Raw genomic sequence first — 24,152 nt, forward strand, 5'->3', positions numbered from 1 at the left:
AAGACAACAGCAGACCCGGACACCGGGCGCCATACTTAGAAAAACCACGAGGAGACAACCATGCAACAACACAAACCTTTGGCGCGCAGACGCCTTGCCATCCTGACCGCCGCGCTGGCCGCCACGACGATCGGCGTGCTGGCGATGGCGCCGAACGCCGCCCGCGCGCAAGCGGCCACATGGCCCGCCAAACCCGTGAAGCTGATCGTGCCGTTCCCCGCGGGCGGCAGCACGGATTCCGTGGGCCGCTTGCTGGCCGCCGAATTGTCCAAAGAGCTGGGCCAGAGCGTCATCGTCGAGAACAAGGGCGGGGCAAACGGCAACATCGGCTCGGACGTGGTGGCCAAGGCGGAACCCGACGGCTACACCTTGCTGCTGTCTGGCGTCGGGTCTAACGCCATCAGCTACGCGGTCTACCAGAACATGCCGTACCGCAACAGCGACTTCGCGCACATCTCGCTCTTGGCAACCGGCCCCAACGTGCTGGTGGCCAACATGGAGTTCCCGGGCAAGACCATCGAAGACTTCATCAAGCTCTCGCGCGAGAACCCGGGCAAGTACACGTTCGCCAGTTCGGGCAGCGGCTCGTCGGGCCATCTGGCAATGGAGATGTTGAAGCAGGACGCCAAGATTGATCTGGTGCATGTGCCATACAAAGGCGGCGCTGCGGCAATTACCGACATGATCGGCGGCCGCGTGTCGGTGATGTTCCTGAATCAAGATACGCTGCTGCCGCAGGTCACGTCCGGCAAGCTGCGCGCCTTGGCCGTGGCAAGCGCCAAGCGCAACCCGGCCTATCCCGACACGCCGACAGTCGCGGAGTCCGGCTACCCCGGCTTCTCGGCGGAATCGTGGTTTGGATTGTCGGCCCCTGCGAAGACGCCGCCTGCGGTCATCCAGCGTCTGAATCAGGCCACGGTGAAGGCGCTGGCGTCACCCGACATCCGCAAGAAGCTTGAAAGCGTGGGCTTCGTGGTGGTGGCGGACGACCCGAAATCGTTCTCGGCGTTTGTCGATAACGAAATCACAAAGTGGGGCAAGGCCGCGAAAGCGTCCGGCGCCCGCATGGATTAAGGGCATGCCCTAGTGCTTGCCCGCTGTACCGCCGGGCTTCGGCCCGGCATGATTCCTGTATTCCCGTATTCCTTTTTCTGCAAACACGAAGGCGGCAATGAACTCACCCTTACCCAATCGCTTCCGGCAACGCATCCTGGCCCGCGAGCGCCTGATCGGATTCTGGATGTGCATGTCCAGCCACATTACGGCCGAGCTCGTCGGGCTGGCGGACTTCGACTGGTTGCTGCTGGATGGCGAGCATTCCCCCAATGAAGTGCCGATGTTCCTGCAACAGTTGCAAGCCTTGCAGGGCAGCGCCAGCGCGGCGGTGGGCCGGCCGTCGTGGAACGACCCGGTGCAGATCAAGCGCCTTTTGGACATCGGCTTCTATAACCTGCTGATTCCGTTCATTGAATCCGAGGCCGATGCGCGCCTGGCGGTGGCTGCCACGCGCTATCCGCCGCAAGGTATACGCGGCGTGGCGGGCGCGCAGCGCAGCAACCGTTACGGCACCGTGCCGGATTATTTGCAGACCATCAACGACAACATCTGCGTGCTGCTGCAGATTGAAAGCCGCCCGGGCATTGATGCGGTGGATGAGATCGCGTCGGTGGAAGGCGTGGATGGCGTGTTCATCGGGCCGTCGGACTTGGCCGCGGCCTTGGGCCACATCGGCAATCCGGGCCACCCCGAAGTGCAAGAGGCCATCCGCCATCTGCATGCGCGCGTGTCGGCGCAAGGCAAGGCGGTTGGCATCCTGGCGCCGGTGCATGCGGACGCGCGCCGCTACCTGGACATGGGCATGCACTTCGTGGCGGTGGGCACTGACCTGGGCGTCTTCAAACAAGCCACCTTCGCGCTGCGCGACGCGTTTCCGACCTGATCGCATCAACGTCCCAGCGATGCGCATAAAAAAGCCCCGCCGTGTGTTGATCGGCGGGGCTTTGTTGTTCAGGCTTGCGGCGTCTTTCTGCGGCGTCGTTATCTATGGGCCGGTTCTATTGCTTCGTGCTATCGCAGCGTCCGGCCGCTTAGTCTTCCAGCGCCAGCAAATCGCGAATGGTCTGGCGGCGGCGGATCAGCCGGGCGCTGCCCTCGTTCAGCAACACTTCCGGCGCCAGCGGCCGGCTGTTGTAGTTCGAAGACATCGACGAACCGTAGGCGCCCGCGTTGTGAAAGACCATGTAGTCGCCAATGCGCGGCTGCGGCAGAAGCTGGTCGGACATGACGCCGCCTTCTTCTTGCGTGAACACGTCGCCCGATTCGCATAGCGGGCCGGCGACGGCGATGCGCGTTTCGGCCACGCCTTGCGGCGCGGAGCCGTCGGGCGCGTGCACCGAGATGCGGTGGAAGCTGCCGTACATGGCGGGGCGCATCAGGTCATTGAAGCCCGCGTCCACCAGCGCGAAGTCGCGCTCGGGGCGGCGGTTGATGGCATGCACTTCCGACACCAGCACGCCGGCTTCGGCAACCAGGAAGCGGCCCGGTTCGATCTCAAGGCGAATGTCGTGGCCCAGGAATTGTTCGATGCGCTTGCGGGCGGCATCCCACTGTTCAAAGTAGTGGTCGCAGTCGATGCGCGGCTCGCCGTCGCGATAGGGGATGGACAGCCCGCCGCCCGCCGAGATGGCTTCGATGTCGTGATCCAGCGAACGCACCACGTCCACCATGGCGTCGCAGACGCTGGACAGGTGGCCGTAGTCCACGCCCGAGCCGATGTGCATGTGCACGCCCACCAGCTTCAGGCCGTGGCGGCGCACGATGGACACGGCTTCGGCCACGTCATCGATCCAGATGCCGTGCTTGCTTTGCGGGCCGCCAGTGTTGGTCTTGTTGCTGTGACCGTGGCCAAAGCCGGGGTTGATGCGCAGCCACACGCGATGGCCGCGCGATGCCTGGCCCACGCGGTCCAGCATGTCCAGTGAGCCGGCGTTGACCGTGATGCCGTGCTTGAGCACGGTGGCCAGCGTGGCGTGGTCGATCAGGTCGGCCGTGAAGACCATGCCTTCAGGCTCGCCCTTGGGGTCGAAGCCGGCCGCCAGGCTGCGTTCGATCTCGCCCAGCGACACCGCGTCCACCACGGCGCCTTCCTCGCGCATCAAGCGCAGGATGTGCAGGTTGGAGCAGGCTTTCTGCGCAAAGCGGATGGTGTCGAAGCGGCGCAGTTGCGCGATGCGTTCGCGGATGACGGCGGCGTCATAAACCCACAGCGGCGTGCCGTGTTCGGTGGCGAGTTGGGTGAGTTGGCGCGGATCGAATGCCATGTCGTGCGGACCTTGAAGGGGAAGGGAAACCAGGCGGCATGATGCCGGTTTCAGGGCATCCAGTAAAATGCTTATATGTTGAAGATCCATTCATTCCTGATATGGGGTGGTCCATGCTGACGCATCGGCATATCGAAGTGTTCCGCGCGGTGATGATTGCGGGCAGCGTGACGCGGGCGGCCGAGCTGCTCAGCACGTCGCAGCCCACCGTCAGCCGCGAACTGGCGCGCATGGAGCAGGGCATCGGCTTTGCGCTGTTCGAGCGCGTGCACGGGCGGCTGCGGCCCACCATGCCGGCGCTGGCGCTGTATGACGAGATCCGCCAGTCCTATGCGGGGCTTGAGCGCGTGGCGTCGGCGGCGGCGCGGCTGCGCGAATTCCGTGGCGGGCAGCTCTCGGTGATTGCCTTGCCCGCGTTTTCGCATTCCATCCTGCCTGACGCATTCCGGCGCTTTCATGGCCAGCATCCGGGCGTGAGCCTGTCGGTTGAGACGCAGGAGTCGCCGTTTCTTGAAGAGTGGCTGACGGCGCAGCGCTATGACCTGGGTCTGACCGAACACGATGCGGCGCCTGCTGGCACGCGGGTGCAGCTGCTTTTGCAGGTGGATGAGGTGTGCGTGTTGCCCGATGGCCATCCGCTACTGGAAAAGGCCGAGATCGATCTGGCTGATTTCGAAGGCCACGCCTTTGTCAGCCTGTCATCCAGCGACCCCTACCGCATTCAGATTGACGAAGCTTTTGCGGAAGCAGGGGTGCTGCGGCGCTCGATCGTGGAAACGCCGACTGCGGTATCCGTGTGTACGTTCGTGCGCCAGGGGCTGGGGGTTGCCATCGTCAACCCGCTGACCGCCTTGGATTTCGTGGGCCGCGGCTTGCATATCCGGCCGCTGCGGCGCGCGTTCCCGTTTCGCGTCAACGTGGTGTTCCCGGAACACCGTCCGGCCAACCCGCTGGTGGATACGTTCATGGCGTCGCTGATCGAGGCCGCTGACGCCATCAAGGCGCGGCTGGGGGCGTAGAAGGGCCTAGCAGGTTGGAGCAGGCAACAAAAAAGGATGCCCTAGGGCATCCTTCTTCATTTGCCGTATTCATGACGCCCCAAAAAAGCTGGGGCGGCAGAATCTTAGGCCAGCGCCTTGATAGCGGCAGCCAGGCGGCTCTTGTGGCGAGCAGCCTTGTTCTTGTGGATGATGTTCTTGTCAGCCACGCGATCGATCACGCTCGAGGCCTTCTGGAACACGTCGCCAGCCGCAGCCTTGTCGCCAGCGGCGATGGATTGGCGAACGCGCTTGATGGCGGTGCGCAGCATCGAGCGCAGGCTGGAATTGTGCTTGTTGCGCTCAACGGATTGGCGAGCGCGCTTGCGGGCTTGGGCGGTATTGGCCATGTTGCTATATAAGTTGAATTCGGCAAAGTCGAACATTGTAGCAAGTCCCTATGGGATTGCAAGCTTTTAATGTTTGATCTGTCGATGGAGCGCCCGTCAACCGGGCGGGGGGCGCAGGGGGGAAAGCGTTCCTGGGCTGGAGAGTCCTAGCTAGAGAACCCTTTCGGATGATCCTCTGTAAAGCCTAGAACCACAGCCTTGAGGAAAACCCGCGGCGCCTACTGGATAAAAACACGGTACTGAGTATACAACGAAGCGGGCCGCAGAAACACAGGCCCGGGACTGAGCGTTGTCAGGTCGCGACGCTGATCGACACGAACCACGGCGTGAAACGGCGTACTTGGATGGGCATCATGTCTTGCAGCGTGTCGAGCGCGGCGTTGGTGTCGTCCAGCGGGAAATGGCCGGAAACGGGCAAACCGCCCGCTGCCATCGATACGCGCAGCGTCCCGGTGCGATACGGGCGCAGCGCGGCAATCACTTCCGCCAGCGGCCGGCCCCGGGCGTCCACCCAGCCCGATTCCCAGGCAGCTTCAGCCATCAGTTCCGCGCGCGGGGTGTCCATGCGGGAAATGTCGAACCGGGCGCCGGTGCCCGCGCGCACGGTACCGTGAGCGCCCGCCATGGTCTCGACTTCGACTTCATGCTCATGCACCACGACAACCGTGCGCTGGGCCTGTTGGCGGACCATATAACGGGTGCCGAGCGCACGCACGGTGCCTTCAGCGGTTTGCACCAGGAACGGGCGGCGCGCATCGGGCGCCACCGAAACCGTCACCGCGCCATCCAGCAGGCGGACCTGGCGGTAGGCGGGGGTGAAATCCAGGTTGACGCGGCTGCGCGCATCCAGCAGCAACTGGCTGCCGTCTGACAGCATATAGCGGCGGCGTTCGCCGGTAGCGGTGGCGGCATCAGCCGCCACGTTGTTCAGCGGGTAGAAGGCGTTGCCGACATAGGCGGCGCAGGCGCCGGTACTGGCGAGCGCAAGCGCGCCGGTCAGAAAGCGGCGGCGGGGCGGCACGATGGCCGGGGGCGGCGGGATCAGCGACGATGCGGTTTGCGAGGCAGTACTGGTGTATCCCGCTGCGGGATATGCGTCACCAAGCCGGCCAAATGTCGACCCTGCGAGGGTGCCTGTCAGTTGTTGCCAGGCATTCTCATGAACGGGGTCAGCCGCACGCCACGCCAGGAAGTCGTTGTAGTCCTGCGCTGTCGCTTTACCTGAGCGCAGCAGTAGCAACCAATTGATCACCTGGTCCGCCATGGGTTGTCCTTGGGCGTACTTCACTTCTTCTCCCTGGCGGCGGCGCCGACAGGAATCCTTTCGATGGCAATTTGTAAATAATAAAGGTTTTTTACCAAAGATTACCGGGTGGTTGTCAATTCTTGACGAATCTAATGCAAAAAGCCGGCAGGTAGCCGGCTTTTTGGGGGAAATGTTGCCCTGAGGGTGGAAATCAGCGGCTTGGACGTCGTCCAAAGTCCTTAAGACGGAAGCCAAAGAGTAACAACATTCCGAAGTAGACCACGCCGCTGGCGGCCAATACGCCTGCTAGCCAGGCCGCGCGCAGGCCTGCATGGGCCTGCAATCCGAGCCAGTCGATACGGCCATCCGCGTACCAAAGCAGGGCGGCCAATGCGGCCAGCGCAGGCAGCAAACGCAGCGCAAACACCGTCCAGCCGGGCCCGGGCTGATACACGCCACGGCGGCGCAGGCCAATCAAGAGCGCCAGCGCGTTCAGGCAGGCGCCCAGCCCGATGGCCAGGGCCAGGCCGGCGTGCGCCATGAAGGGCACCAGAATCAGGTTCATCACCTGCGTCAAAATCAGCACGCCGATGGCGATTTTCACGGGCGTGCGGATGTCTTGCTTGGCGTAGAAGCCCGGCGCCAGGATCTTCACCGCCAACAGGCCGATCAGCCCTGCGGAATAGGAAATCACGGCAAGGCGGGTTTGCAGCACATCCTGGGCGGCAAAGGCGCCGTAGTGGAACAGCGTGGCGACCAAGCCATCTGACAGCAGCGCCATGCCCACTGCGGCGGGCAGGCCCAGCAACAGCACCAGACGCAGGCCCCAGTCCAGCAGCGCGCTATAGCCGCCGTGGTCGTCGCGGGCGTGGGCCGCCGACAGGCTGGGCAGCAGCACGGTGCCCAGCGCCACGCCCAGCAAGGCCGTCGGAAACTCCATCAGCCGGTCGGCGAAAGACAGCCAGGTCACGCTACCCGGGGTGAGCCAGGTGGCGATATTGGTGTTGATCAGCAGCGAAATCTGCGCCACGGACACCCCAAGCGTGGCGGGCGCCATCTGCTTGAGGATGCGCTGCACGGTGGGGTCGGCCCAGGCTTGGCGAAATCGCAGCGAAAAGCGTGGCGTCAGCCCCAGGCGGGCCAGCGCCACCCATTGCACGGCCAGCTGCGCCAAGCCGCCGATCATGACGCCGATGGCCAGTGCGTAGACGGGTACGTCCATGCGCGGGGCCAGCCAGATGCAGGCGGCAATCATCGACAGGTTCAGCAGCACCGGCGTGAACGCCGGCACGGCAAAGCGCCGCCAGGTGTTCAGCACGCCCGAGGCGAAGGCAATCAGCGACATGCAGAAGATGTACGGGAACATCATCCGCGTCATCCAGACGGCGGCCCCGAATTCCGTATCGCGGGCCGCCCCGCGCAGGCCGCTGGCCATGGCGGATACGACCCAGGGTGCGGCGACGATGCCGATCAGCGTGATCAGCATCAGGGTGGCCGTCAGCAGCAGGGCCACACGGTCCAGCAAGATGCGGACTTCTTCTTCCGACCGCTTGTTGCGCGCGGCGCCAAGAATCGGCACGAACGCCTGGGCGAACGCGCCCTCGGCGAACAGGCGGCGCAGCAAGTTGGGGATACGGAACGCGACCCAGAAGGCGTCGGTGATGGGGCCGGCGCCAAAGGCGCGGGCAACCAGGATGTCGCGGATCAGGCCGGAAATGCGGGACAGCAACGTGAAGCTGCTGACAGTGGCCGCCGAACGAAACAGGCTCATGGATGGGACTACGTAAAAAGTGCGGGCCGGCCCGAGACGGACTACGAGAAAAAGGCGGTCAAACAAAAAAAGGCAGGCCCACGTCGTGGGCCTGCCTTTGTACTACATCACTTCGGCGGCATGCGGATGGCGCCGTCCAGACGAATCGTTTCGCCATTCAGCATATCGTTCGTGACGATGCTGTAGACCAGCTTGGCGTAGTCTTCCGGCCGGCCCAAACGGGCGGGGAAGGGGATGCTGGCGGCCAGCGAATCCTGCACTTCCTGCGGCATGCCGAAAATCATCGGCGTGCCGAAGATGCCCGGGGCGATGGTCATGCAGCGGATGCCCGTCTTGGCCAGATCGCGGGCGATCGGCAGGGTCATGCCGGCGACACCGGCCTTCGACGCGGCATAAGCCGCCTGGCCGATCTGGCCGTCGAAGGCGGCAACCGATGCCGTATTGATCATCACGCCGCGTTCGCCGGTGGGCTCGGGCGTGTTGGCGCTCATGGCTTCAGCGGCCAGACGCATCATGTTGAAGCTGCCGATCAGGTTGATCGACACGACCTTCTGGAACAGGTCCAGCGGGTGCGCGCCGTTCTTGCCCACGATCTTGGCGGCGGGCGCGACGCCCGCGCAGTTCACCAGGCCGAACAGCGAGCCCAGTTCCAGGGCAGCGGCAACGGCGCTCTTGCCGTCGGCTTCCTGCGTCACGTCGCAATGCACGTAGCGCTGGCCCAGTTCCTTGGCCAAGGCCTGGCCGGGCTCGTCCTGCACGTCGGCGATGACGACCTTGGCGCCATTTTCCACCAGCATGCGCACGGTGCCTGCACCCAGGCCGGACGCGCCGCCCGTAACGATGAATACCTTGTTCGCGATTTCCATGTCTCTACCACCAGATCAGTTCAAGGGAAGTTGTGCGGCGCGGCAGGCGCCGAATGCGACAAGGCCTTCGGGCCGGTGCCGGAGCGCAATGCGTCCAGCCGGCGCCGAAGGCCTTTGGCCATCAAGGCGCCAATCAGCTCTTGACGGCTTCGAACAGGCGCGACTTGATTTCGTCGACAGCGCCCACGCCCGAAATCTTGCGGTACTTGGGGGCTTCGGCGGCGCTTTGCTGCGCCCAGGTCGAGTAGTAATCGACCAGCGGACGGGTTTGTTCGCGGTACACGGACAGGCGATGGCGCACCGTTTCTTCGCGATCATCGTCGCGCTGGATCAGGTCTTCGCCGGTGACGTCGTCCTTGCCTTCAACCTTGGGCGGGTTGAAGCGGACGTGGTAGCTGCGGCCGCTGGGCTGGTGCACGCGGCGGCCGCTCATGCGTTCGATGATGTCTTCTTCGGGAACTTCAATTTCCACCACGTAGTCCAGCTTGACGCCAGCGCTCTTGAGCGCATTGGCTTGCGGGATGGTGCGGGGGAAACCGTCGAACAGGTAGCCGCTGGCGCAGTCAGGCTGCTTCAGGCGGTCTTGAACCAGGCCGATGATGATCTCGTCGGAAACCAGACCGCCGGCATCCATGACCTTTTTGGCTTCAATACCCAGCGGCGTGCCTGCCTTCACCGCGGCTCGCAGCATGTCGCCGGTGGAGATTTGAGGAATGCCGAAGTGTTGGGTGAGAAACGCGGCCTGGGTGCCTTTGCCGGCGCCGGGGGGTCCGAGCAAGATAAGACGCATGAGTGCTCCTGATGGGGTTTATTTTTTGTGATCCGGGGGATTATGCCGCAACGCAGCAGCCAATGCGGGGCTGCGCCATGCGAAATAACCCTTACATCTGTTTGCTGTAGATCAGCCGGACGCGTTCCAGATCCGCCGGGGTATCTACCCCTGCTGCGGGAGGGCTGGACGCCCGGTGTACGACGATTTGATGGCCATGTTCCATGGCGCGCAGTTGTTCCAGCGACTCGAACCGTTCCAGCACGCCTTGCGGCAGGGTCGGGAAGCGGCGCAGGAATGACACGCGGTAGGCATACAGCCCGATGTGATGCCAGGCGGGCAGGCCGTCGGCCAGCACGCGTTCGCCCGAAGCCAGCGCGTCGCGGGCCCAGGGGATGGGGGCGCGCGAGAAATACAGCGCGCGGTCGTCGGTGGCGCAGACGAGCTTTACGACATTCGGGTTGAACAGCGCCTCGGCGTCGGCCAGCGGGCAGGCGCAGGTGGCGATATCGGCCTCGGGGCAAGCCTGGAGCTTGGCCGCGACGGCGTCGATGAGTTCGGGTTCGATCAGCGGTTCGTCGCCCTGCACGTTCACCACGATGGCGTCATCGGGCAAGCCCAGCTGGTCCACCGCTTCCGCCAGCCGGTCGGTGCCGGTGGGGTGGTCACTGCGCGTCATCAGGGCGGTCAGGCCATGGGCTTGCACGGCCGCCTGGACGCGGACGTCGTCGGTCGCGATGAACAATTGCGACGCTTCCGACAGGGCGGCGCGCTCGGCGGTGCGCACGACCATCGGCTTGCCGGCGATGTCGGCAAGCGGTTTGTCGGGCAGGCGGGTCGAGGCGGTACGCGCCGGGATCAGGGCGATGAAGCTCACGGTAGCGGCGTGTCAGTGGGCAGCGGGGGCGTCGTCCAGCGCGCGCGCTTCGGACTCAAGCATGACGGGGATGCCGTCGCGCAGCGGGAAGGCCAGGCGGTCGGCGCGGCAAACCAGTTCGGCTTGCTGGCGGTCGTGTTCGAGGCGGCCCTTGCACAAGGGGCAGACGAGGATGTCGAGAAGTCGGGATTCCATGACCGCGATTCTAAAACAGTTTAGGTAGCGGATGGACCGGCACGTCCTGGGAGAAGTCCGATTTTTGCGGGTCTGCAAACGCCGTCCTTACTCGTTTGGTTAATTAATGTCATGAATTGAATCGGCATTTTCAAAATTCGGGACGCATCCCCGCTATGATCCGCCGCGTTTCTACGCAAAGGGAAAGTAGCGAGATGGATTCCAACACCCTCAAACTGGGGTTGATGCTGATCATTCTGGTGTGGTCACTGATCAGCTGGATTACGTACATGATGCGGCGCAGCGATAACAAGGGGGCGCTGCGCGAACTCAAACATGAAGGTCAGGCGTTGCGGACGTTGTCGGCGCAAGAAGCCGCCATGGTGCAGCCGTTCCTGGTGTCGCCCGCGAATCCCAAGAAGACGGCCAGCCTGGTCAATGACAGCGTTTTCCCGCTCAAGGGGGCGTTCGTGCGGCACGGTCTTGAGACTGGCCAGGGCGGGTCCACCATGCATGACACCCTGGGTGGCGTGGACGTGGTGCTGCCCTATGACGCCCGCGACTTCCTGCGCGAAGACAATGTGGCCGAAGTCGTGATGACCGAGAAATTCGCCATCGTCGTCGCCTTGAACGGCGAGTTCGACCTTGCCGGCGGGCGCGAGCGCGAACAGCGCCGCCAGAAGCAGGACCAGCAATGGGCCAGCGGAAAAATCGGGGCGTTGCAGGATGTGGCGCCTTTGGACACGCCTGAGCCGCAGGCCGAGCTGCACACAGATCGCCCCACCGGCACGCCGGCAGGCAAGGCTTCCGAGCATGACCTTGCCGAGGCCGTGCGCGTGGACATTCTGAACCAGCGCGACGAAACGCCCGCCGAAATCGCCGAGCGCCAACGGCCGGGTATCGCGTTCTGGATTGCCATGGTGTGGCTGTTGGCTTTTATCGGCTTGGCGATAACGGCGGCGGATGTCGGCGTGGCGTTCGCGGGCGCCGCGGCTGCGTTGGCGGTGCTGGCCCTGTGGCTGACCTGGCGCCGCCGCCAGCCCGATGCGCCGCAGAAAGTGAATCGGGCGCGCGGCGAGCTCAATGTCATCGTGCTGACCAACCCTGAAAACTCGCAGGCCGTGTCAACGCAGCTTTTCCTGGGCGACAAGTTGCCCATCAAGCTGCCCGACCATTGGCGCAGCACGATGACTTTGCCCGACGACGGCCGCATCGACGTCGACATGCGGGTGCAGGATTACTCCGTCGTGCGCATGGACAGCAACTACTCGCTGGACGAAGAGCAGCGCCTGTTTCCGCGCGTATTCTGGGGCAGGCACGCCACGCTGACGCTCGTGGGCCTGTTGGCGGGCGGGGCGTTGTTGCTGACTGCAGACAATTTGAACGGCGACGCCGCACTCACCAGCGCCTGGGTACGCGGCGCGCAACCGCAGCAGTTTGATTCGGCCGCCGCGTTGGCCAAGGATCTGCCGGCGGTCGGCACGGTCGTGTCGCTGCGGGGAAGCGCGCGTTGCGAATTGCAGTCTGACGAAGCCGTGAACCGGGTGGCGTTCGATTGCAGCCAACTGCGCTGGGAGGGCAGCCCGCCCACACTCGCCCCGCTGGCCGTCGACGAGCCACTGCTGCGGCTGTACACCGGTGCGTTCCTGAAAACCAAGCCCAACCCGATGATGGATATGTTGATCCGCAGCCAGGCGCTGGGGCAATCACGCAATGACCCGATGGCGCTCTACAGCGCGCGATCGGTCACGGCGGCGAACGTGATCGGGTTGACCAAGACGGTGCAGGGCATCGAGGCGGCGTGTGAATCGGCATCGGGCGACGCGATCTCCGCGTGCGACGCGCTGAAGCATGAATTTGTGGAAAACATCATGCTGGCCAGGGAAGAGCCGGAATCCTGGCTGGAACTGCTGAAGCTTGCGGAAGCGGGCACGTTCACCGCCAAGGGCCGTAACGACGAAGGCGTGATGCTGTCCCCTTCGATCAAGGCGGTGCAGAGCCGCGCGCGAGCCAGTGCGGAACCCGCAGTCAGGGCAGCGTTGGACCGGGCGTCCGGACTGGCGATGGCATCGCAACGGGGCGGGGTGGTGCTGCAAGTGTTGCCTGGCCCGCATGCTGCGTTGCCCGATCTCAAGCACAGCGGCATGAACGACCCGCTGGCTGCGTGGGAACAGCAAAAGCGCATGTTTTCGCCGGAAGGCGCCATGCCGTTCTCGGTTAACGGCCTGGTTGTGCACGTGGGCAGCGACGCGTCCGGCGCGTCAGAAATCACCATCGACGCCACGCGCAGCCTGGACAACCCGTGGCCGTCTGCCGCACGCATGGCGTGGCTGCTGCTTGCCGCATTGCTGGTGCTGGTGCATGCGCCGTTAGCCGTGATGCGCAAGCGCGCCGCGTCCATGCGCGAGACAGCCCTGCTGGAATACGCACAACGCCGCAGCGCCGCGAAATCCGCGTTCTTTTAACGCTGGACGCGGGCGGGCTGGCGCATAGCCTGCGCCAGCCAATCAAACAAACCCGGGTCTGAAAACGCGGCCGCGACCGGCACTTCCCACAAACGCGCGTCGTGCAAGGCGGCGCACTTGATGGCGTCCTTCGACGTGACCAGGATGGTGTCGGCTGCCAGCGTACCGAAGGGGGACTCGGCGTAAGCGTGGTGGTCGGGCAGGGACAGGGTCGTGTCCAACGTGATGCCTGCTGCACGCAGCGTCGTGAAGAAGCGTTCCGGGTTGCCAATGCCGGCGGCCGCCGCGATGCGGGGCTGCCCGGCATAAGCAGACAAGGGGCGCGTGGCGCCCGTTTCGATCTGACGCGTATCGCCCGGTTCCAGCCACATTCGCACCTGGCGGGGCCGGCCATTGCCGGTGTTGGCCGGCCGGCCGTCCGCCGTGCCAATGTTCGTCACCACCACATCCACATCCTGCAAACGGCTGGCGGGTTCGCGCAAGGGGCCGGCGGGCAACAAACGCCCGTTGCCCACGCCGCGCGCGTCCTGCACCACGATTTCAATGTCCCGGGCCAGCGCCAGATGTTGCAGGCCGTCGTCAGAGACGATGACATCGACCTCGGGGTGGGCCTTCAACAAGGCCTGCGCCGCCAGTGCGCGCTTGGGGTGTACGGAAATGGGGGCGCCCGAGGCGCGGGCGATCAATGCGGGTTCATCACCAAAACGGGCCGCTTCCAGCGCGCCGGCCCCCACGCGCGCGTCGGGGCCGATCTTTACGCCGTACCCCCGGCTGACGACGCCCGGCGTATAGCCACGTGCGCGCAGGCCTTCAACGGTGGCGATGACCATGGGCGTCTTGCCCGTGCCGCCGACGTAGACGTTGCCCACCACCACCACCGGCACGGGGGCGCGGTAGCTGGGTTTGGCGCCGCTGAGATAAGCGGCGCGCTTGCGCGCCACTGCCCACGCGGTCAAGGCGGACAGCGGCAGCAGCAAGGTCGACAGCCAGCCGCCATGCTGCCACTGGCGGGCCAGCAGCGAAGGGGACGAACGCGGATTGCTCACCGGGTGGTCTGGGCGGCGAAGTTGACGCGGCCGATGCCCGCCAGGCGGGCGGCTTCCATGATGTTGATCACGGATTGATGGGTGGCTTGGGCGTCGGCATTGATGACCACCAGCGCATCGGGCTTGCCGGCGGCGGCCTGACGCAGCGCGTCGGCGATTTCGGGCGGCGTGGACACGTCGATGAGCGTGCCGTTCAACGCATACCGCCCATCCTGGCTGACGGCCACTTCCAATGCGGGCGGGGTGTCTTGCTCGGACGAGGCTTGCGGCAGCGTCACTTTCAGCTGCGTGAAGCGTGCGAACGACGTGGTGGCCGCCAGGAAGATCAGGATGACCAGCAAAACGTCGATGAGCGGAATCAGGTTGATGTCCAGCTCGTCGCGATCACCCCGTGAGCCGCGGAAATTCATGAACGCCCCTCGCGGGCCGCAGAATGCGACGACACGGCGCGCACCAGGCGCGACGCGGATTGCTCCATGGCGCTTAGATAACCGTCGACGCGGCTGCGCAGGTAACGGTGCGCGATCATGGCGGGAATGGCGATCAGGATGCCAAAGCCGGTGTTGTACAGCGCCATCGAGATCCCGCGGGCCAATTGCGCCGGGTCGCCGCCGCCAGGGGTGTAAGAGCCAAAGATTTCGATCATGCCGACGACGGTGCCGAACAGGCCCATCAGCGGCGCCACCACGGCAATTGTGCCGATGGCGGGGATGTAGCGGCTAAGGTCGTGCGCAACGGCGCGGCCCGTGTCTTCGACCACGTTGCGCAGTTCTTCGCGGGGCAGATGACGGTGACGCATCACCTCAGCCAGCACGCGGCCCAGCGGGGAATTGCGTTCCAGCCGGTTGATGGATTCCGGGGTGTCCTGATGATTGCGCAGCATGTCGGCGACCTGTTCATTCAGGCCACGCGGCAGGATCAGGCTGCGGCGCAGCGACAGGAAGCGCTCGAAGATCAGCGCCAGACCCAGCACGGAGGTGGCCAGCAGGGGCCAGATAGGCCAGCCGGCCTCGCGCAGAATGGATAGCAAAGCGTTCAACTCCTGGGGGAATCCGGGCGCGCAGGACGGCGCGTGCAGACGTCTGATCAAGACGAAACTGTAACGGCGCGGCGGGCTTGTGGCAAGGCGGACAAGCGCCGGAATTATCCACAGAAGTTGTGGATAATTCTGTGTAAAACTCTGCCGAAACGCTTGTGGGCACGGGGCTGGCGCTTGTTTGCTTCAATTGAGCGCAACTGAGTTTTTATAAAAATCCTATAAAAATCAGTACCTTGTGCGGAATTTATTGGCTGTCAGGGCCGCCGCTGCAAAAATCTGTGAACGCGGTATCATTGCGGCCCGCTACGTATGCCCTGTGGACAGGTACGCATCGGAAAGCCCCATGACAATTGAATTTGCAGTCACAAACAACGCATTCACGCGGGATATCCTGACAGTTGCCCAGCTAAACCAAGCAGTGGGGCAGTTGTTGGAGCGCAGCATCCCGGCGTTATGGGTGCGCGGAGAGATTTCCAACTTCACGCAGGCGGCATCCGGGCATTGGTACTTCACGCTCAAGGACAGCCGGGCCTCGGTGCGGGCAGTCATGTTCCGAAGCCGCGCCAGTGCAGTGGGTTTCGTGCCGCGCGCTGGCGACCAGGTCGAAATTCGGGCCAGGGTGTCGCTGTACGAGCCCCGGGGCGACTACCAGTTGCAGGCCGACGCCATGCGGCGCGCCGGGCTGGGCAATCTATATGAAGCATTTCTGCGGCTGAAAGAGCAATTGGCCTCTGAAGGCCTGTTCGATCCTGCCCGCAAGCGCGAGCCCGTCCGGCTGCCGCGCGCTATCGGGGTGATTACCTCGCTGCACGCCGCGGCGCTGCGCGATGTGTTGTCGGCGCTGGCCCGGCGTGCGCCCCAGGTGCCCGTCATCATCTATCCGGCCCCGGTTCAGGGGGCGGACGCGGCCGGCAGGCTCGCCGCCCAGGTCCGCCTGGCCAACGAGCGTGCCGAAGTTGACACGCTGCTGCTGGTGCGCGGCGGGGGCAGCATCGAAGACCTGTGGAGCTTTAACGACGAAGATCTGGCGCGTCAGGTCGCGGCCAGCGACATTCCCGTGATCAGTGGCGTCGGCCACGAAACCGACTTCACCATTGTGGATTTCGTGGCGGACGTGCGTGCACCCACGCCCACTGCCGCCGCCGAACTGGCTTGCGTGCCCCGATCAGAATTGATGGGCCGGGTCATGCAATCGGCTCAGACCATGGTGCGAGGCCAGCAACGCCGGCTGGAGCGTGCCGCGCAGCGGCTGGACCGCGCGTCGGGCCAGCTGGTGTCGCCCGCGCAACGGCTTGAGCATCAGCGCGAACGGTTGAATGGCCTGCGCTTCCGGTTGGCGTCTGCGTGGTCGGGTCCGCAAGGCCGGCGCACGGCGCGCGTCAATCTGCTGGCGCAACGTTTGACGCATCGCGTGCCTGATACCGGCCGCGCGGCCGATCGCCTGGCCAGCGCCACGCGCCAGCTCGGTCAGGCGCATGCGCGTCTGCTTGTCCAAGGCCGTAACCGGCTGGCGGCAGCCTCCGCTCAACTGCGTGCGCTGGACCCCGGCAACACCTTGTCGCGCGGTTACGCCATTGCGCGCGACGCCGATGGCCGTATCGTGCGCGACGCGTCTGCCTTGGCGGCGGGCCAAGCGCTGGACCTGAGCTTTGCGCAAGGCGGCGCCCAGGTTGAAGTTCAGCAAACCCGCAAGACGCGCGACCCCGGCTGACACTGTCGTCGGGTTGAACCCGGCCCAGTAATCCGCGACCCACGGGCTGTTCGACCCACTGACTTTTCAATGCACTGACTTTTCAACGCACTGTCTTTTCAACGCACTGTCTTTTCAACGCACTGACTTTACGACGCACTCTAAGGCGACGCGATGCAGCACAAGGCAAGCAAGGCTTGGATAACCGGCGTTCTGGCCGGCGCGGCAATCGCGATGGGGCCCCCGGTATTCGCACAGGCCGAAGCGGCTGCCTCTGAAAGCGTAAAGGTCGACCCGAGCGCCGTGGAATCCAGTAAAGCCCAACAAGTGGCGGACCAGCCTCCAAGCAAACCCTGCGACTGCGAATCGCTTTACCGCGAATACAAAACCGCCGATACGCCGCAAACGCAGGCGCTGTTTGCCGCCGTCCGTGCAAGCGACGCCGACGCGTTCCTTGCCGCGCTGCCTGCGGTGGATCATCCCGGCAACTACGCCCTGGATGGCATTCCGCTGCTGCATGCCTTGCTGATGCCGCCGCGCGCCTTGCGCGCCAAAGACGTGTACTGGAGCATCACGCCGGAAGACGCCGCCAATATCCGCAAGGCGTATCAGGCGATCTTGCCGGCCCGCACCCGCATGCTGGCCGCGCTGCTGGCCACGAAGCCCGCGCTGGATGACGTCACCTACGAATCGCGTCGGCCGCCTCTTCATCTGGCCTTGCTGTATGGCACGCCCGAGATCATGGACAGCCTGCTTGCCGCTGGCGCAAAGCCAAACCAGCGCGGCGATGAAAACCGCACGCCTTTGGATTTCCTGCTGAACCGCGATTTTGAATTTGCCGTGCGCATGACGTATCTGCCGCGCATGGTGGATCGCGCGTCGATGACGCAGATGGTGCTGGCCTTGTTCAAGGCCGGCGCGGCCAAGCCCTTTGCGGATTTCGAACCTGACGTGGCGAACTACCTGGCGTGGGGGCCGATGGTGGAATTGACCGAAGGCGCCGCGCCCTTGAAAGCCTTGGCCGCAACCGGCAGCAAGCCCGCCTATGAAGACGGCCTGACCGCATTGGCGTTGGCGGCCTACCTGGGTAACGCCGGCGCGGTACCCGTGCTGATGGAGTTGGGCCCGCGCCATATTTCCGCAACGAGCTACGGCGAAACCGGCGGGCGCGACGTCTGGCTGGACGCCGCACAAGCCGCGGTGGCAGGTGGCCACCCCGACATTGCCGCGCAATTGCTGCGTAAAGGCATGCCGTTTACGCAGCATGGCCCGCAGACGCGAGGCAGCGCCATGGTGTTCACGAAGTTGGAAATGCAGGCGCGGCCGATCATGAATCTTGCCGCGCGGCAGGGTGACGTGAAGACGCTGCAACGCCTGCTGGAATTGGGTGCAGCCGTGGACGGCGATCCGCTCGATGAGTATGGCAACACGCCGCTGGCCGAAGCCGTCCAGGCCCGCAAGCCTGATGCCGTCAAGCTGCTGCTGGCGGCGGGGGCGGACCCGCGCGTCAAGCGTGACGGCTACGACGTGAAGTCGGCAGTGGATGTCGCCCTTGAGACCGGGGACGCGGCCACGCTGCGGCAGTTCGCCGATGCCGGATTCGATTTGAAGTCGTTGGGGGCGAACGCCATTCGTCGTGCGCTCGAGAACCGCGACACGGCGCTGGCCTTGATGCTGATCGACGCAGGCGCGTCCATCGAACTGCCGCGCGACAGCGCCGGCGACCCCACGCCCCTGTTGATATTGGCCGCCACCTCCGGCCAGGCGCCGGTCGTCGACGCCTTGCTGGCCAAGCGTGTTGACCCGGCTGGCCTGGCGCCCAATGGCGAAAGCGCCTTGTATTGGTTGATTGGCCGGCAGGACACCGCGATGCTGGATCGTCTGCTGCGCGCAGGCGCCAAGCTGGACGACCCGCGCCTGCCGCGCGCGCCCGCGCGGTATGCCTTGTTGAACGCGGCAGTGGCCTCGGGCGACATGGCGCTGGTGCAGCGGGTCAGTCAGGCCACGGGGCAACGCATCGCGGACGCGTGCGTGCCGGAACGCGGCGAGCTCAATCTGTTGGACAAGCCGGGGGTCTTTGCGCAATTGCGGGCGGCGGGCTTTACGGGCGAGCAGGGCGCGTGCGCGCGCGACGCCGCGCCGTTGCCGCAACGCATCGTGTCGCAGTTGCTGCACAGCCGGCAGTTGATCGTGGCGCGGCAGGGTGAAGTCGTGCCCATGCTGCAATGGGTGCAGGCGTCGCACGGGGCATTGGACGCGGTGCTCGACAATGGCCAAACGCCCTTGATCGCCGCCATCGAGCTGGGCCGCGAAGACCTGGCCCACGCGATGTTGAGCGCGGGCGCGCAGCCGGATTTGGCTGACGCGGCGGGCCGCAGCCCGGCTTGGGTGGCGCTGGAAACGGGGCAGCCCCGCATGCTGGCCTTGCTGGCGCGTCACCATGCCCGTTTCGACAATGCGTCTGCGCCGCCGGGGCAAACGTTTTCGTACACGCTGGCGTGCCAGTCTGCGCCCGCGTTCGCAAAGGTCTTGCAAGACGCTGGCGTGTCATTGACTGCCACGTGCGCACCGCCCGCGCCAGCGCCGCGTGGCAGCGCCAAAGCCGCCAGCAAATCCACCGATGCTTCCGGTTTGCCTGGCCACTACTCACTGCGTGGCGTGCGGGAAGTGGGCAGCGAATTGTTGTTGTCGCATGATGGCAGCTTCGACTACATCATGAGCTACGGCGCGGTCGATATCTCGGCGCGCGGCACGTGGCGCAGCGACGGCAAGAAGGTGTTCCTGGACACGCCGCCGATACAACCGGATTCCCCCATCGCGGCGGTGCATGCCGAGTCGGGGGCGGCAAGCGCCGATCCCCTGACTGTGCGCGTGTACTACCGCGACCGTCCCGTCAAAATCGATGTGGCGATGTCGTCAACGGATGCCGACTATGGCGGCGGGCCGCGCTCCTCGGAAGGCGCGGATGGAGTCACGGCGCCGATCGCGCCGGGTACGTTGAAGGCCTTGTCCGTGTTCCTGCCGCTGCCATCGGGGGCGCGCTGGCATCCGGTCGATATCAGCAAGATTGATGCCGGCGCACGCGCCATCCGCATCGATGTCGAGGTGCCTGAATCGGCCGCCGGCACGCCGATGCACAAGACGTTCACGCGGCACAAAGACGGCGCGCTGGTGGAGTCCAGCGCGGGCAGGGAACTGCGATACGAGAAAGAGTAGCGTTTACAAAATCAATGCGCGCCATCGCATAAGCACATGCATCCGTTAACCCCGCACGGGCGCGGGTTTAACAAGGTATCCTCATTAGTTGCCGATACAATTGAACGGCTTGATCGTGCACTCAACAGAAGGAACCAACACATGGCACATACTCTTCCCCCCCTGCCTTACGAACTGGACGCGCTGGCTCCGCACATCTCCAAGGAAACGCTGGAGTTCCACTACGGTAAGCATCACCAGACGTACGTCACGAACCTGAACAACCTGATCCCGGGTACGGAATTCGAAACGCTGTCGCTGGAAGACATCGTGAAGAAGTCCTCGGGTGGCATTTTCAACAACGCCGCTCAAATCTGGAACCACACGTTCTACTGGAACAGCCTGGCCCCCAAGGCCGGCGGCGCACCCTCGGGCAAGCTGGCTGACGCCATCAACGCCAAGTGGGGCAGCTTCGACGCTTTCAAGGAAGCGTTCAACAAGTCGGCAGCCGGCAACTTCGGTTCGGGCTGGACCTGGCTGGTCAAGAAGGCGGATGGTTCGGTTGACATCGTCAACACCAGCAACGCTGCTACCCCGCTGACCACGGCCGACAAGCCGCTGCTCACCTGTGATGTCTGGGAACACGCGTACTACATCGACTACCGCAACGCGCGTCCCAAGTATCTGGAAAACTTCTGGGCCTTGGTGAACTGGGAGTTCGCCGCCAAGAACTTTGCCTGATCGGTAAAGCGGGGCGACGCCGCGGCCCTTGCGTCGCGGCCCCCGACCAAACCCCTTGCGAACCGCAAGGGGTTTTCTTTTTTTCGTTCAGGAAAAATTCAGCTGACAAAAACCTGTCGATTGTCGAATTCATTGCGAAGAAATGACGAAGAAACACCCTTTTCTTTAGGGTTCTCCCTAGGATTTCGTCCCGCTATTGTTGCCATCGGTCTGAGACTGAACCACGGGGCCCAGGACTGCGGCTTGCCCGCCATAAACCGGGGTATCTACAGGGAAGGGAAGCATGTTGCGGTTATTTTCGGGCTTGCGCATTGGGGCGCGCCTGTCGGGCGCGTTTTTGCTTGTGGCGCTGATCGGCGGCGCGATCGGGGCGTTCGGCGTTTGGGGGCTGTCTCGGATCAATGAATTGAATGATCGGCTGTATGACACCGAGCTGCGTGGCATATCGGATCTGAAAGAAGCCAATATCAACCTGATCTACGCGGGCCGCGCCCGCAGCGGCTATCTGGCCGCCACCACCGAGCAGGATCGTCAGGCGTTGAAGAAGCAGTTTGACGATGCGGTAAAGAACATGGTCGTGCTGCGTGAGAAGGCCGCAAAGAACTTCCATGAAGAAGACGGCAAGCGCCTGCTGGCCCAGTTCGTGGAGACCGAGCAGGTCTGGAAGCGTGAGTCTGAAGCGTTCTTCGCGGCAGCGAAATCGCAGTCGATGACGCAAACGGACCCGAAGGTGCTCGAGATCGAAAAGCGCGTCATTGCGTCGTCGCAAAAGCTTGATGACTTGATGACCGACCTGGCCGTGGGCAAGGAAAAGTCCACGGCGCAGTCCGTCGACCAAGCCACGAATCTGTACGACACCGTGCGCTTGATCATGATCGTGCTGGCCGTGATGGGCGTGGCAATTGGCATGCTGCTGGGCTGGCTGGTGACGCGCGGCATCGTGCGTCCGTTGCAGCAAGCGGTATCGGCCGCGCGCCAGGTTGCCGCAGGCGACCTCACGACAGATATCCAGGTCGCCACGCGCGACGAAACGGGCGAGCTGATGAGCGCGCTCAAGGCCATGAACGAAAGCCTGGCCCGCATCGTTGCTGATGTGCGTGACGGCTGTGAGAGCATCGCCTCGGCCTCGTCGCAGATCGCGCAAGGCAACTCCGACTTGTCGCAACGCACGGAAGAGCAGGCGTCGTCGTTGGAAGAAACCGCCGCGTCGATGGAAGAGCTGACGAGCACCGTGCAGCAGAACGCCAACAACGCCAGCGAAGCCGACCGTCTGGTCACGCAGGCGTCCAGTGTTGCCGTGCGTGGCGGTGAGGTGGTTGAAGGCGTCGTGCAGACCATGAGCGCCATTTCCGACAGCTCGCGCCGCATCGCCGATATCACCGGTGTGATCGACGGTATTGCGTTCCAGACCAACATCCTGGCGCTTAACGCTGCCGTAGAAGCCGCGCGTGCGGGCGAGCAGGGCCGTGGCTTTGCTGTGGTGGCAGGCGAAGTGCGCACCTTGGCGCAACGCTCGGCCGTGGCCGCCAAGGAAATCAAGGCCTTGATCGATGAATCGGCCACGCGCGTTGAAGGCGGCACGCGTCAGGTCGATGAAGCCGGACGCACCATGCGGGAAGTGGTCGACAGCGTGCGTCAGGTGGCAATTCTGGTGCGCGAAATTGCCAGCGCGTCGGAAGAGCAATCGTCCGGCATCGGCCAGGTGAACCAGGCCGTGGCGCAGATGGACACCGTGACGCAGCAGAACGCGGCGCTGGTGGAAGAAGCGGCGGCGGCTGCGGCCAGCATGCAAGAGCAGGCCGGCCGACTGGCGCAGGAAGTGCGCCGCTTCAAGGTCGACGCCAGCAGCGGTTCGGCAGGCCATGCACAAGCCCGCCTGGTGCAGGCCGTGCCGGTCGTGACGAGGAAACCGGCGGCATCGACGGCACGCCCGTCGCAAGCGCGCCCCGCGCTGGCCAACGCGTCGGACGACGACTGGTCGACCTTCTAAGCCGGTGGCAGAACGAGCGCGGCGGCGGATTCGCCGTGCTCGTTTTGTCTCGGTTTTTGAGCTGCGGGTCAGGTTGGAATGGTAAGGTTAGCCACTTTCCGCCGTCTGCCAGCAGCCCATGAGCCTGACTGATTCTTTCCGCCGGACCTCTGCCGGCGTCCGCCGCCTGATGCGCCGAAAGGTGCGCCAAATCAATCGTCTGTCACGCAAGAGCCTGCAAATGGCGCTGTTGCTGGGCGGCGCCGGTTTGGTGGCGTTGATGTCGCTGGGCTTTGCGTATCTGGCCGACAAGGCCTTGGACTGGAACCGCGAATGGGTGGGCCACAACGGTTGGCTGGCCTTGATTGTGTTGCCGTTCAGTCTGGCCGCTTTGCGCTGGCTGACGCTGCGCTTCGCGCCCAATGCCGCGGGCAGCGGCATTCCTCAAGTCATTGGCGCGCTGTCACTGCCGCCCGGCCCCAGCCAAAGCAGTCTGGTGTCCCTTCTGCAAACCCTTTGGAAAATTCCCCTGGCGTTCTTCGGCATGCTGGCCGGCGCATCAATCGGCCGCGAAGGCCCATCGGTGCAGGTGGGCGCGGCGCTGATGCTGGCCTGGGGCGACTTCTGGAAGCGGCGCGGCGTGCAACTGCGCGGCTTTCACGCCAACGAACTGATCGCCGCAGGGGCCGCAGGCGGCCTGGCCGCTGCCTTCAACGCGCCGCTTGCCGGCGTCATTTTCGCGATTGAAGAACTGGGCCGTGGCACGGTGCTGCGCTGGCAGCGGCTGGTGCTGATTGGCGTGCTGGCGGCCGGCTTTCTGGTGGTGGCCGTGCAAGGCAACAACCCGTACTTCGGCGTGTTCGGCGGCGCGCCGTTGGCGCACGGCATGGTCATGTGGATTGTCGTGTGCGGTGCGATCAATGGCGCGCTGGGCGGCATTTTCGCGCGCTTGCTGGGCAAGGGCGCAGCCGGGGCAGCGCCCGCCGCGTGGCGCGCCTGGATACGCACGCATCCCATCTGGACGGCGTTCATCATGGGGCTGATTCTGGCCGTGATCGGCCTGTGTACCGCTGGCACCGTGTACGGCACGGGCTACGGCGTGGCGGCCAATCTGCTGTCGGGCCAAGACACCGCGCCGGCGGGTTTCGGCCTGGCCAAACTGGCGGCGACCGTCGCGTCTTATTGGGCAGGCATTCCGGGCGGCATCTTCACGCCCGCGCTGACCACGGGCGCGGGCATCGGCCAGCATATCTGGGAATTGGCGGGCGAGGGCGTGGACCAGCGCGTGCTGGTGCTGGTGTCGATGGCGGCGTTTCTGGCCGCAGCCACGCAAGCGCCGCTGACCGCCAGCGTGGTGGTGATGGAAATGACGGGCAGCCAGCCGATGCTGTTCTGGCTGCTGGTGTGCTCGCTGCTGGCCTCGGGCGTGTCACGCCAGTTCTGCCCGCAACCGTTCTACCATCTGGCGGCAGGGCGCTTCCGCCGGCAAGCCATTGTCGAGGCCGGCCGGGCCGCGAAGGGCGATGCGGGCGCATCGCAAGCGAAGGCGTCAGCGGGCTGATGGGGCGTGGCTAAGCCCGCTGCTCCAGCCGCGCAA

20 protein-coding genes are annotated in these 24,152 nt (G+C 64.5%); 9 read left to right on the plus strand and 11 right to left on the minus strand.

The window, feature by feature from the left end:
* Nucleotides 1–60 precede the first annotated feature (60 nt).
* Nucleotides 61–1,074, plus strand: a complete 1,014-nt coding sequence (locus tag AC1DSJ_RS00460; protein ID WP_342065927.1) for a Bug family tripartite tricarboxylate transporter substrate binding protein — start codon at nt 61–63, stop codon at nt 1,072–1,074.
* Between the two features lie 97 nt (nt 1,075–1,171).
* Complete coding sequence (gene garL, locus AC1DSJ_RS00465; protein ID WP_054424946.1) at nt 1,172–1,939, plus strand: 2-dehydro-3-deoxyglucarate aldolase; 768 nt, start codon at nt 1,172–1,174, stop codon at nt 1,937–1,939.
* Nucleotides 1,940–2,087: 148 nt separating this feature from the next.
* Here the strand turns inward: garL and lysA are convergent, their stop codons facing one another.
* Nucleotides 2,088–3,320, minus strand: a complete 1,233-nt coding sequence (gene lysA / locus AC1DSJ_RS00470; protein ID WP_441370767.1) for a diaminopimelate decarboxylase — start codon at nt 3,318–3,320, stop codon at nt 2,088–2,090.
* A gap of 113 nt (nt 3,321–3,433) precedes the next feature.
* Between lysA and AC1DSJ_RS00475 the strand changes: the two genes are divergently transcribed.
* Nucleotides 3,434–4,339 carry a LysR family transcriptional regulator gene (locus AC1DSJ_RS00475; protein WP_054424949.1) on the plus strand — a complete coding sequence of 302 codons (906 nt, stop codon included), beginning with the start codon at nt 3,434–3,436 and terminating at the stop codon, nt 4,337–4,339.
* 104 nt (nt 4,340–4,443) lie between these two features.
* On the opposite strand, the gene rpsT is transcribed toward AC1DSJ_RS00475, so the two are convergent.
* The 7 genes from rpsT to AC1DSJ_RS00510 form a co-directional block, all read right to left on the minus strand.
* Complete coding sequence (gene rpsT / locus AC1DSJ_RS00480) at nt 4,444–4,707, minus strand: 30S ribosomal protein S20 (protein WP_025135824.1); 264 nt, start codon at nt 4,705–4,707, stop codon at nt 4,444–4,446.
* A 292-nt stretch (nt 4,708–4,999) separates the two neighbouring features.
* Complete coding sequence (locus AC1DSJ_RS00485) at nt 5,000–5,971, minus strand: FecR domain-containing protein (RefSeq protein WP_054424951.1); 972 nt, start codon at nt 5,969–5,971, stop codon at nt 5,000–5,002.
* 193 nt (nt 5,972–6,164) lie between these two features.
* Nucleotides 6,165–7,724 (minus strand): murein biosynthesis integral membrane protein MurJ, encoded by a 1,560-nt coding sequence (gene murJ, locus AC1DSJ_RS00490; RefSeq protein ID WP_441370768.1) that lies wholly within the window; start codon nt 7,722–7,724, stop codon nt 6,165–6,167.
* Between the two features lie 107 nt (nt 7,725–7,831).
* Nucleotides 7,832–8,590 carry a 3-hydroxyacyl-CoA dehydrogenase gene (locus AC1DSJ_RS00495; protein ID WP_054424954.1) on the minus strand — a complete coding sequence of 253 codons (759 nt, stop codon included), beginning with the start codon at nt 8,588–8,590 and terminating at the stop codon, nt 7,832–7,834.
* A gap of 133 nt (nt 8,591–8,723) precedes the next feature.
* Nucleotides 8,724–9,380 (minus strand): adenylate kinase, encoded by a 657-nt coding sequence (gene adk / locus AC1DSJ_RS00500; protein ID WP_441370769.1) that lies wholly within the window; start codon nt 9,378–9,380, stop codon nt 8,724–8,726.
* 91 nt (nt 9,381–9,471) lie between these two features.
* Entirely contained in the window at nt 9,472–10,236 is a 765-nt protein-coding gene (gene kdsB, locus AC1DSJ_RS00505; protein WP_441370770.1) for a 3-deoxy-manno-octulosonate cytidylyltransferase, read from the minus strand.
* 12 nt (nt 10,237–10,248) lie between these two features.
* On the minus strand, nt 10,249–10,431 hold the full coding sequence (locus tag AC1DSJ_RS00510) for a Trm112 family protein (protein WP_054424959.1): 183 nt from the start codon (nt 10,429–10,431) through the stop codon (nt 10,249–10,251).
* 194 nt (nt 10,432–10,625) lie between these two features.
* Here AC1DSJ_RS00510 and AC1DSJ_RS00515 point away from each other — a divergent pair, with 194 nt between their 5' ends.
* On the plus strand, nt 10,626–12,875 hold the full coding sequence (locus AC1DSJ_RS00515; RefSeq protein ID WP_441370771.1) for an IgaA/UmoB family intracellular growth attenuator: 2,250 nt from the start codon (nt 10,626–10,628) through the stop codon (nt 12,873–12,875).
* Here the strand turns inward: AC1DSJ_RS00515 and lpxK are convergent.
* From lpxK to AC1DSJ_RS00530, 3 genes are read right to left on the minus strand one after another with little or no spacing between them, the layout of a single operon-like run.
* Nucleotides 12,872–13,921: a tetraacyldisaccharide 4'-kinase gene (lpxK, locus tag AC1DSJ_RS00520; RefSeq protein WP_441370772.1), complete on the minus strand. Its 1,050-nt coding sequence runs from the start codon at nt 13,919–13,921 to the stop codon at nt 12,872–12,874. The genes AC1DSJ_RS00515 and lpxK overlap by 4 nt on opposite strands.
* The gene (locus AC1DSJ_RS00525; RefSeq protein WP_054424966.1) at nt 13,918–14,331 is read right to left on the minus strand and encodes an ExbD/TolR family protein; all 414 of its coding nucleotides are present in this window, start codon (nt 14,329–14,331) and stop codon (nt 13,918–13,920) included. The genes lpxK and AC1DSJ_RS00525 overlap by 4 nt, the downstream gene beginning before the upstream one ends.
* Nucleotides 14,328–14,951 carry a MotA/TolQ/ExbB proton channel family protein gene (locus AC1DSJ_RS00530; RefSeq protein WP_054424968.1) on the minus strand — a complete coding sequence of 208 codons (624 nt, stop codon included), beginning with the start codon at nt 14,949–14,951 and terminating at the stop codon, nt 14,328–14,330. The genes AC1DSJ_RS00525 and AC1DSJ_RS00530 overlap by 4 nt, the downstream gene beginning before the upstream one ends.
* A gap of 352 nt (nt 14,952–15,303) precedes the next feature.
* Here AC1DSJ_RS00530 and xseA point away from each other — a divergent pair, with 352 nt between their 5' ends.
* The 5 genes from xseA (at nt 15,304) to AC1DSJ_RS00555 (ending at nt 24,116) form a co-directional block, all read left to right on the plus strand.
* The gene (xseA, locus tag AC1DSJ_RS00535; RefSeq protein WP_054424970.1) at nt 15,304–16,671 is read left to right on the plus strand and encodes an exodeoxyribonuclease VII large subunit; all 1,368 of its coding nucleotides are present in this window, start codon (nt 15,304–15,306) and stop codon (nt 16,669–16,671) included.
* 153 nt (nt 16,672–16,824) lie between these two features.
* Nucleotides 16,825–19,866, plus strand: coding sequence for an ankyrin repeat domain-containing protein (locus AC1DSJ_RS00540; RefSeq protein ID WP_441370773.1), 3,042 nt, complete (start codon nt 16,825–16,827; stop codon nt 19,864–19,866).
* A 141-nt stretch (nt 19,867–20,007) separates the two neighbouring features.
* The gene (gene sodB / locus AC1DSJ_RS00545) at nt 20,008–20,586 is read left to right on the plus strand and encodes a superoxide dismutase [Fe] (protein WP_006227881.1); all 579 of its coding nucleotides are present in this window, start codon (nt 20,008–20,010) and stop codon (nt 20,584–20,586) included.
* Nucleotides 20,587–20,869: 283 nt separating this feature from the next.
* On the plus strand, nt 20,870–22,576 hold the full coding sequence (locus AC1DSJ_RS00550; RefSeq protein ID WP_342065920.1) for a methyl-accepting chemotaxis protein: 1,707 nt from the start codon (nt 20,870–20,872) through the stop codon (nt 22,574–22,576).
* A gap of 118 nt (nt 22,577–22,694) precedes the next feature.
* Nucleotides 22,695–24,116 carry a chloride channel protein gene (locus AC1DSJ_RS00555; protein WP_346550465.1) on the plus strand — a complete coding sequence of 474 codons (1,422 nt, stop codon included), beginning with the start codon at nt 22,695–22,697 and terminating at the stop codon, nt 24,114–24,116.
* Nucleotides 24,117–24,152: the final 36 nt, after the last annotated feature.

This window comes from Achromobacter sp. 01N37, from assembly GCF_056399725.1.

Excerpts from the sequence above, each read along its gene's own strand:
- lysA (WP_441370767.1), bottom strand. The coding sequence starts at position 3,320 with ATGGCATTCGATCCGCGCCAACTCACCCAACTCGCCACCGAACACGGC.
- AC1DSJ_RS00515 (WP_441370771.1), top strand. The coding sequence starts at position 10,626 with ATGGATTCCAACACCCTCAAACTGGGGTTGATGCTGATCATTCTGGTG.
- AC1DSJ_RS00495 (WP_054424954.1), bottom strand. The coding sequence starts at position 8,590 with ATGGAAATCGCGAACAAGGTATTCATCGTTACGGGCGGCGCGTCCGGC.
- AC1DSJ_RS00475 (WP_054424949.1), top strand. The coding sequence starts at position 3,434 with ATGCTGACGCATCGGCATATCGAAGTGTTCCGCGCGGTGATGATTGCG.
- murJ (WP_441370768.1), bottom strand. The coding sequence starts at position 7,724 with ATGAGCCTGTTTCGTTCGGCGGCCACTGTCAGCAGCTTCACGTTGCTG.
- xseA (WP_054424970.1), top strand. The coding sequence starts at position 15,304 with ATGACAATTGAATTTGCAGTCACAAACAACGCATTCACGCGGGATATC.
- AC1DSJ_RS00540 (WP_441370773.1), top strand. The coding sequence starts at position 16,825 with ATGCAGCACAAGGCAAGCAAGGCTTGGATAACCGGCGTTCTGGCCGGC.
- rpsT (WP_025135824.1), bottom strand. The coding sequence starts at position 4,707 with ATGGCCAATACCGCCCAAGCCCGCAAGCGCGCTCGCCAATCCGTTGAG.
- AC1DSJ_RS00550 (WP_342065920.1), top strand. The coding sequence starts at position 20,870 with ATGTTGCGGTTATTTTCGGGCTTGCGCATTGGGGCGCGCCTGTCGGGC.
- AC1DSJ_RS00525 (WP_054424966.1), bottom strand. The coding sequence starts at position 14,331 with ATGAATTTCCGCGGCTCACGGGGTGATCGCGACGAGCTGGACATCAAC.
- AC1DSJ_RS00460 (WP_342065927.1), top strand. The coding sequence starts at position 61 with ATGCAACAACACAAACCTTTGGCGCGCAGACGCCTTGCCATCCTGACC.
- garL (WP_054424946.1), top strand. The coding sequence starts at position 1,172 with ATGAACTCACCCTTACCCAATCGCTTCCGGCAACGCATCCTGGCCCGC.
- sodB (WP_006227881.1), top strand. The coding sequence starts at position 20,008 with ATGGCACATACTCTTCCCCCCCTGCCTTACGAACTGGACGCGCTGGCT.
- AC1DSJ_RS00485 (WP_054424951.1), bottom strand. The coding sequence starts at position 5,971 with ATGGCGGACCAGGTGATCAATTGGTTGCTACTGCTGCGCTCAGGTAAA.
- AC1DSJ_RS00555 (WP_346550465.1), top strand. The coding sequence starts at position 22,695 with ATGAGCCTGACTGATTCTTTCCGCCGGACCTCTGCCGGCGTCCGCCGC.
- adk (WP_441370769.1), bottom strand. The coding sequence starts at position 9,380 with ATGCGTCTTATCTTGCTCGGACCCCCCGGCGCCGGCAAAGGCACCCAG.
- AC1DSJ_RS00510 (WP_054424959.1), bottom strand. The coding sequence starts at position 10,431 with ATGGAATCCCGACTTCTCGACATCCTCGTCTGCCCCTTGTGCAAGGGC.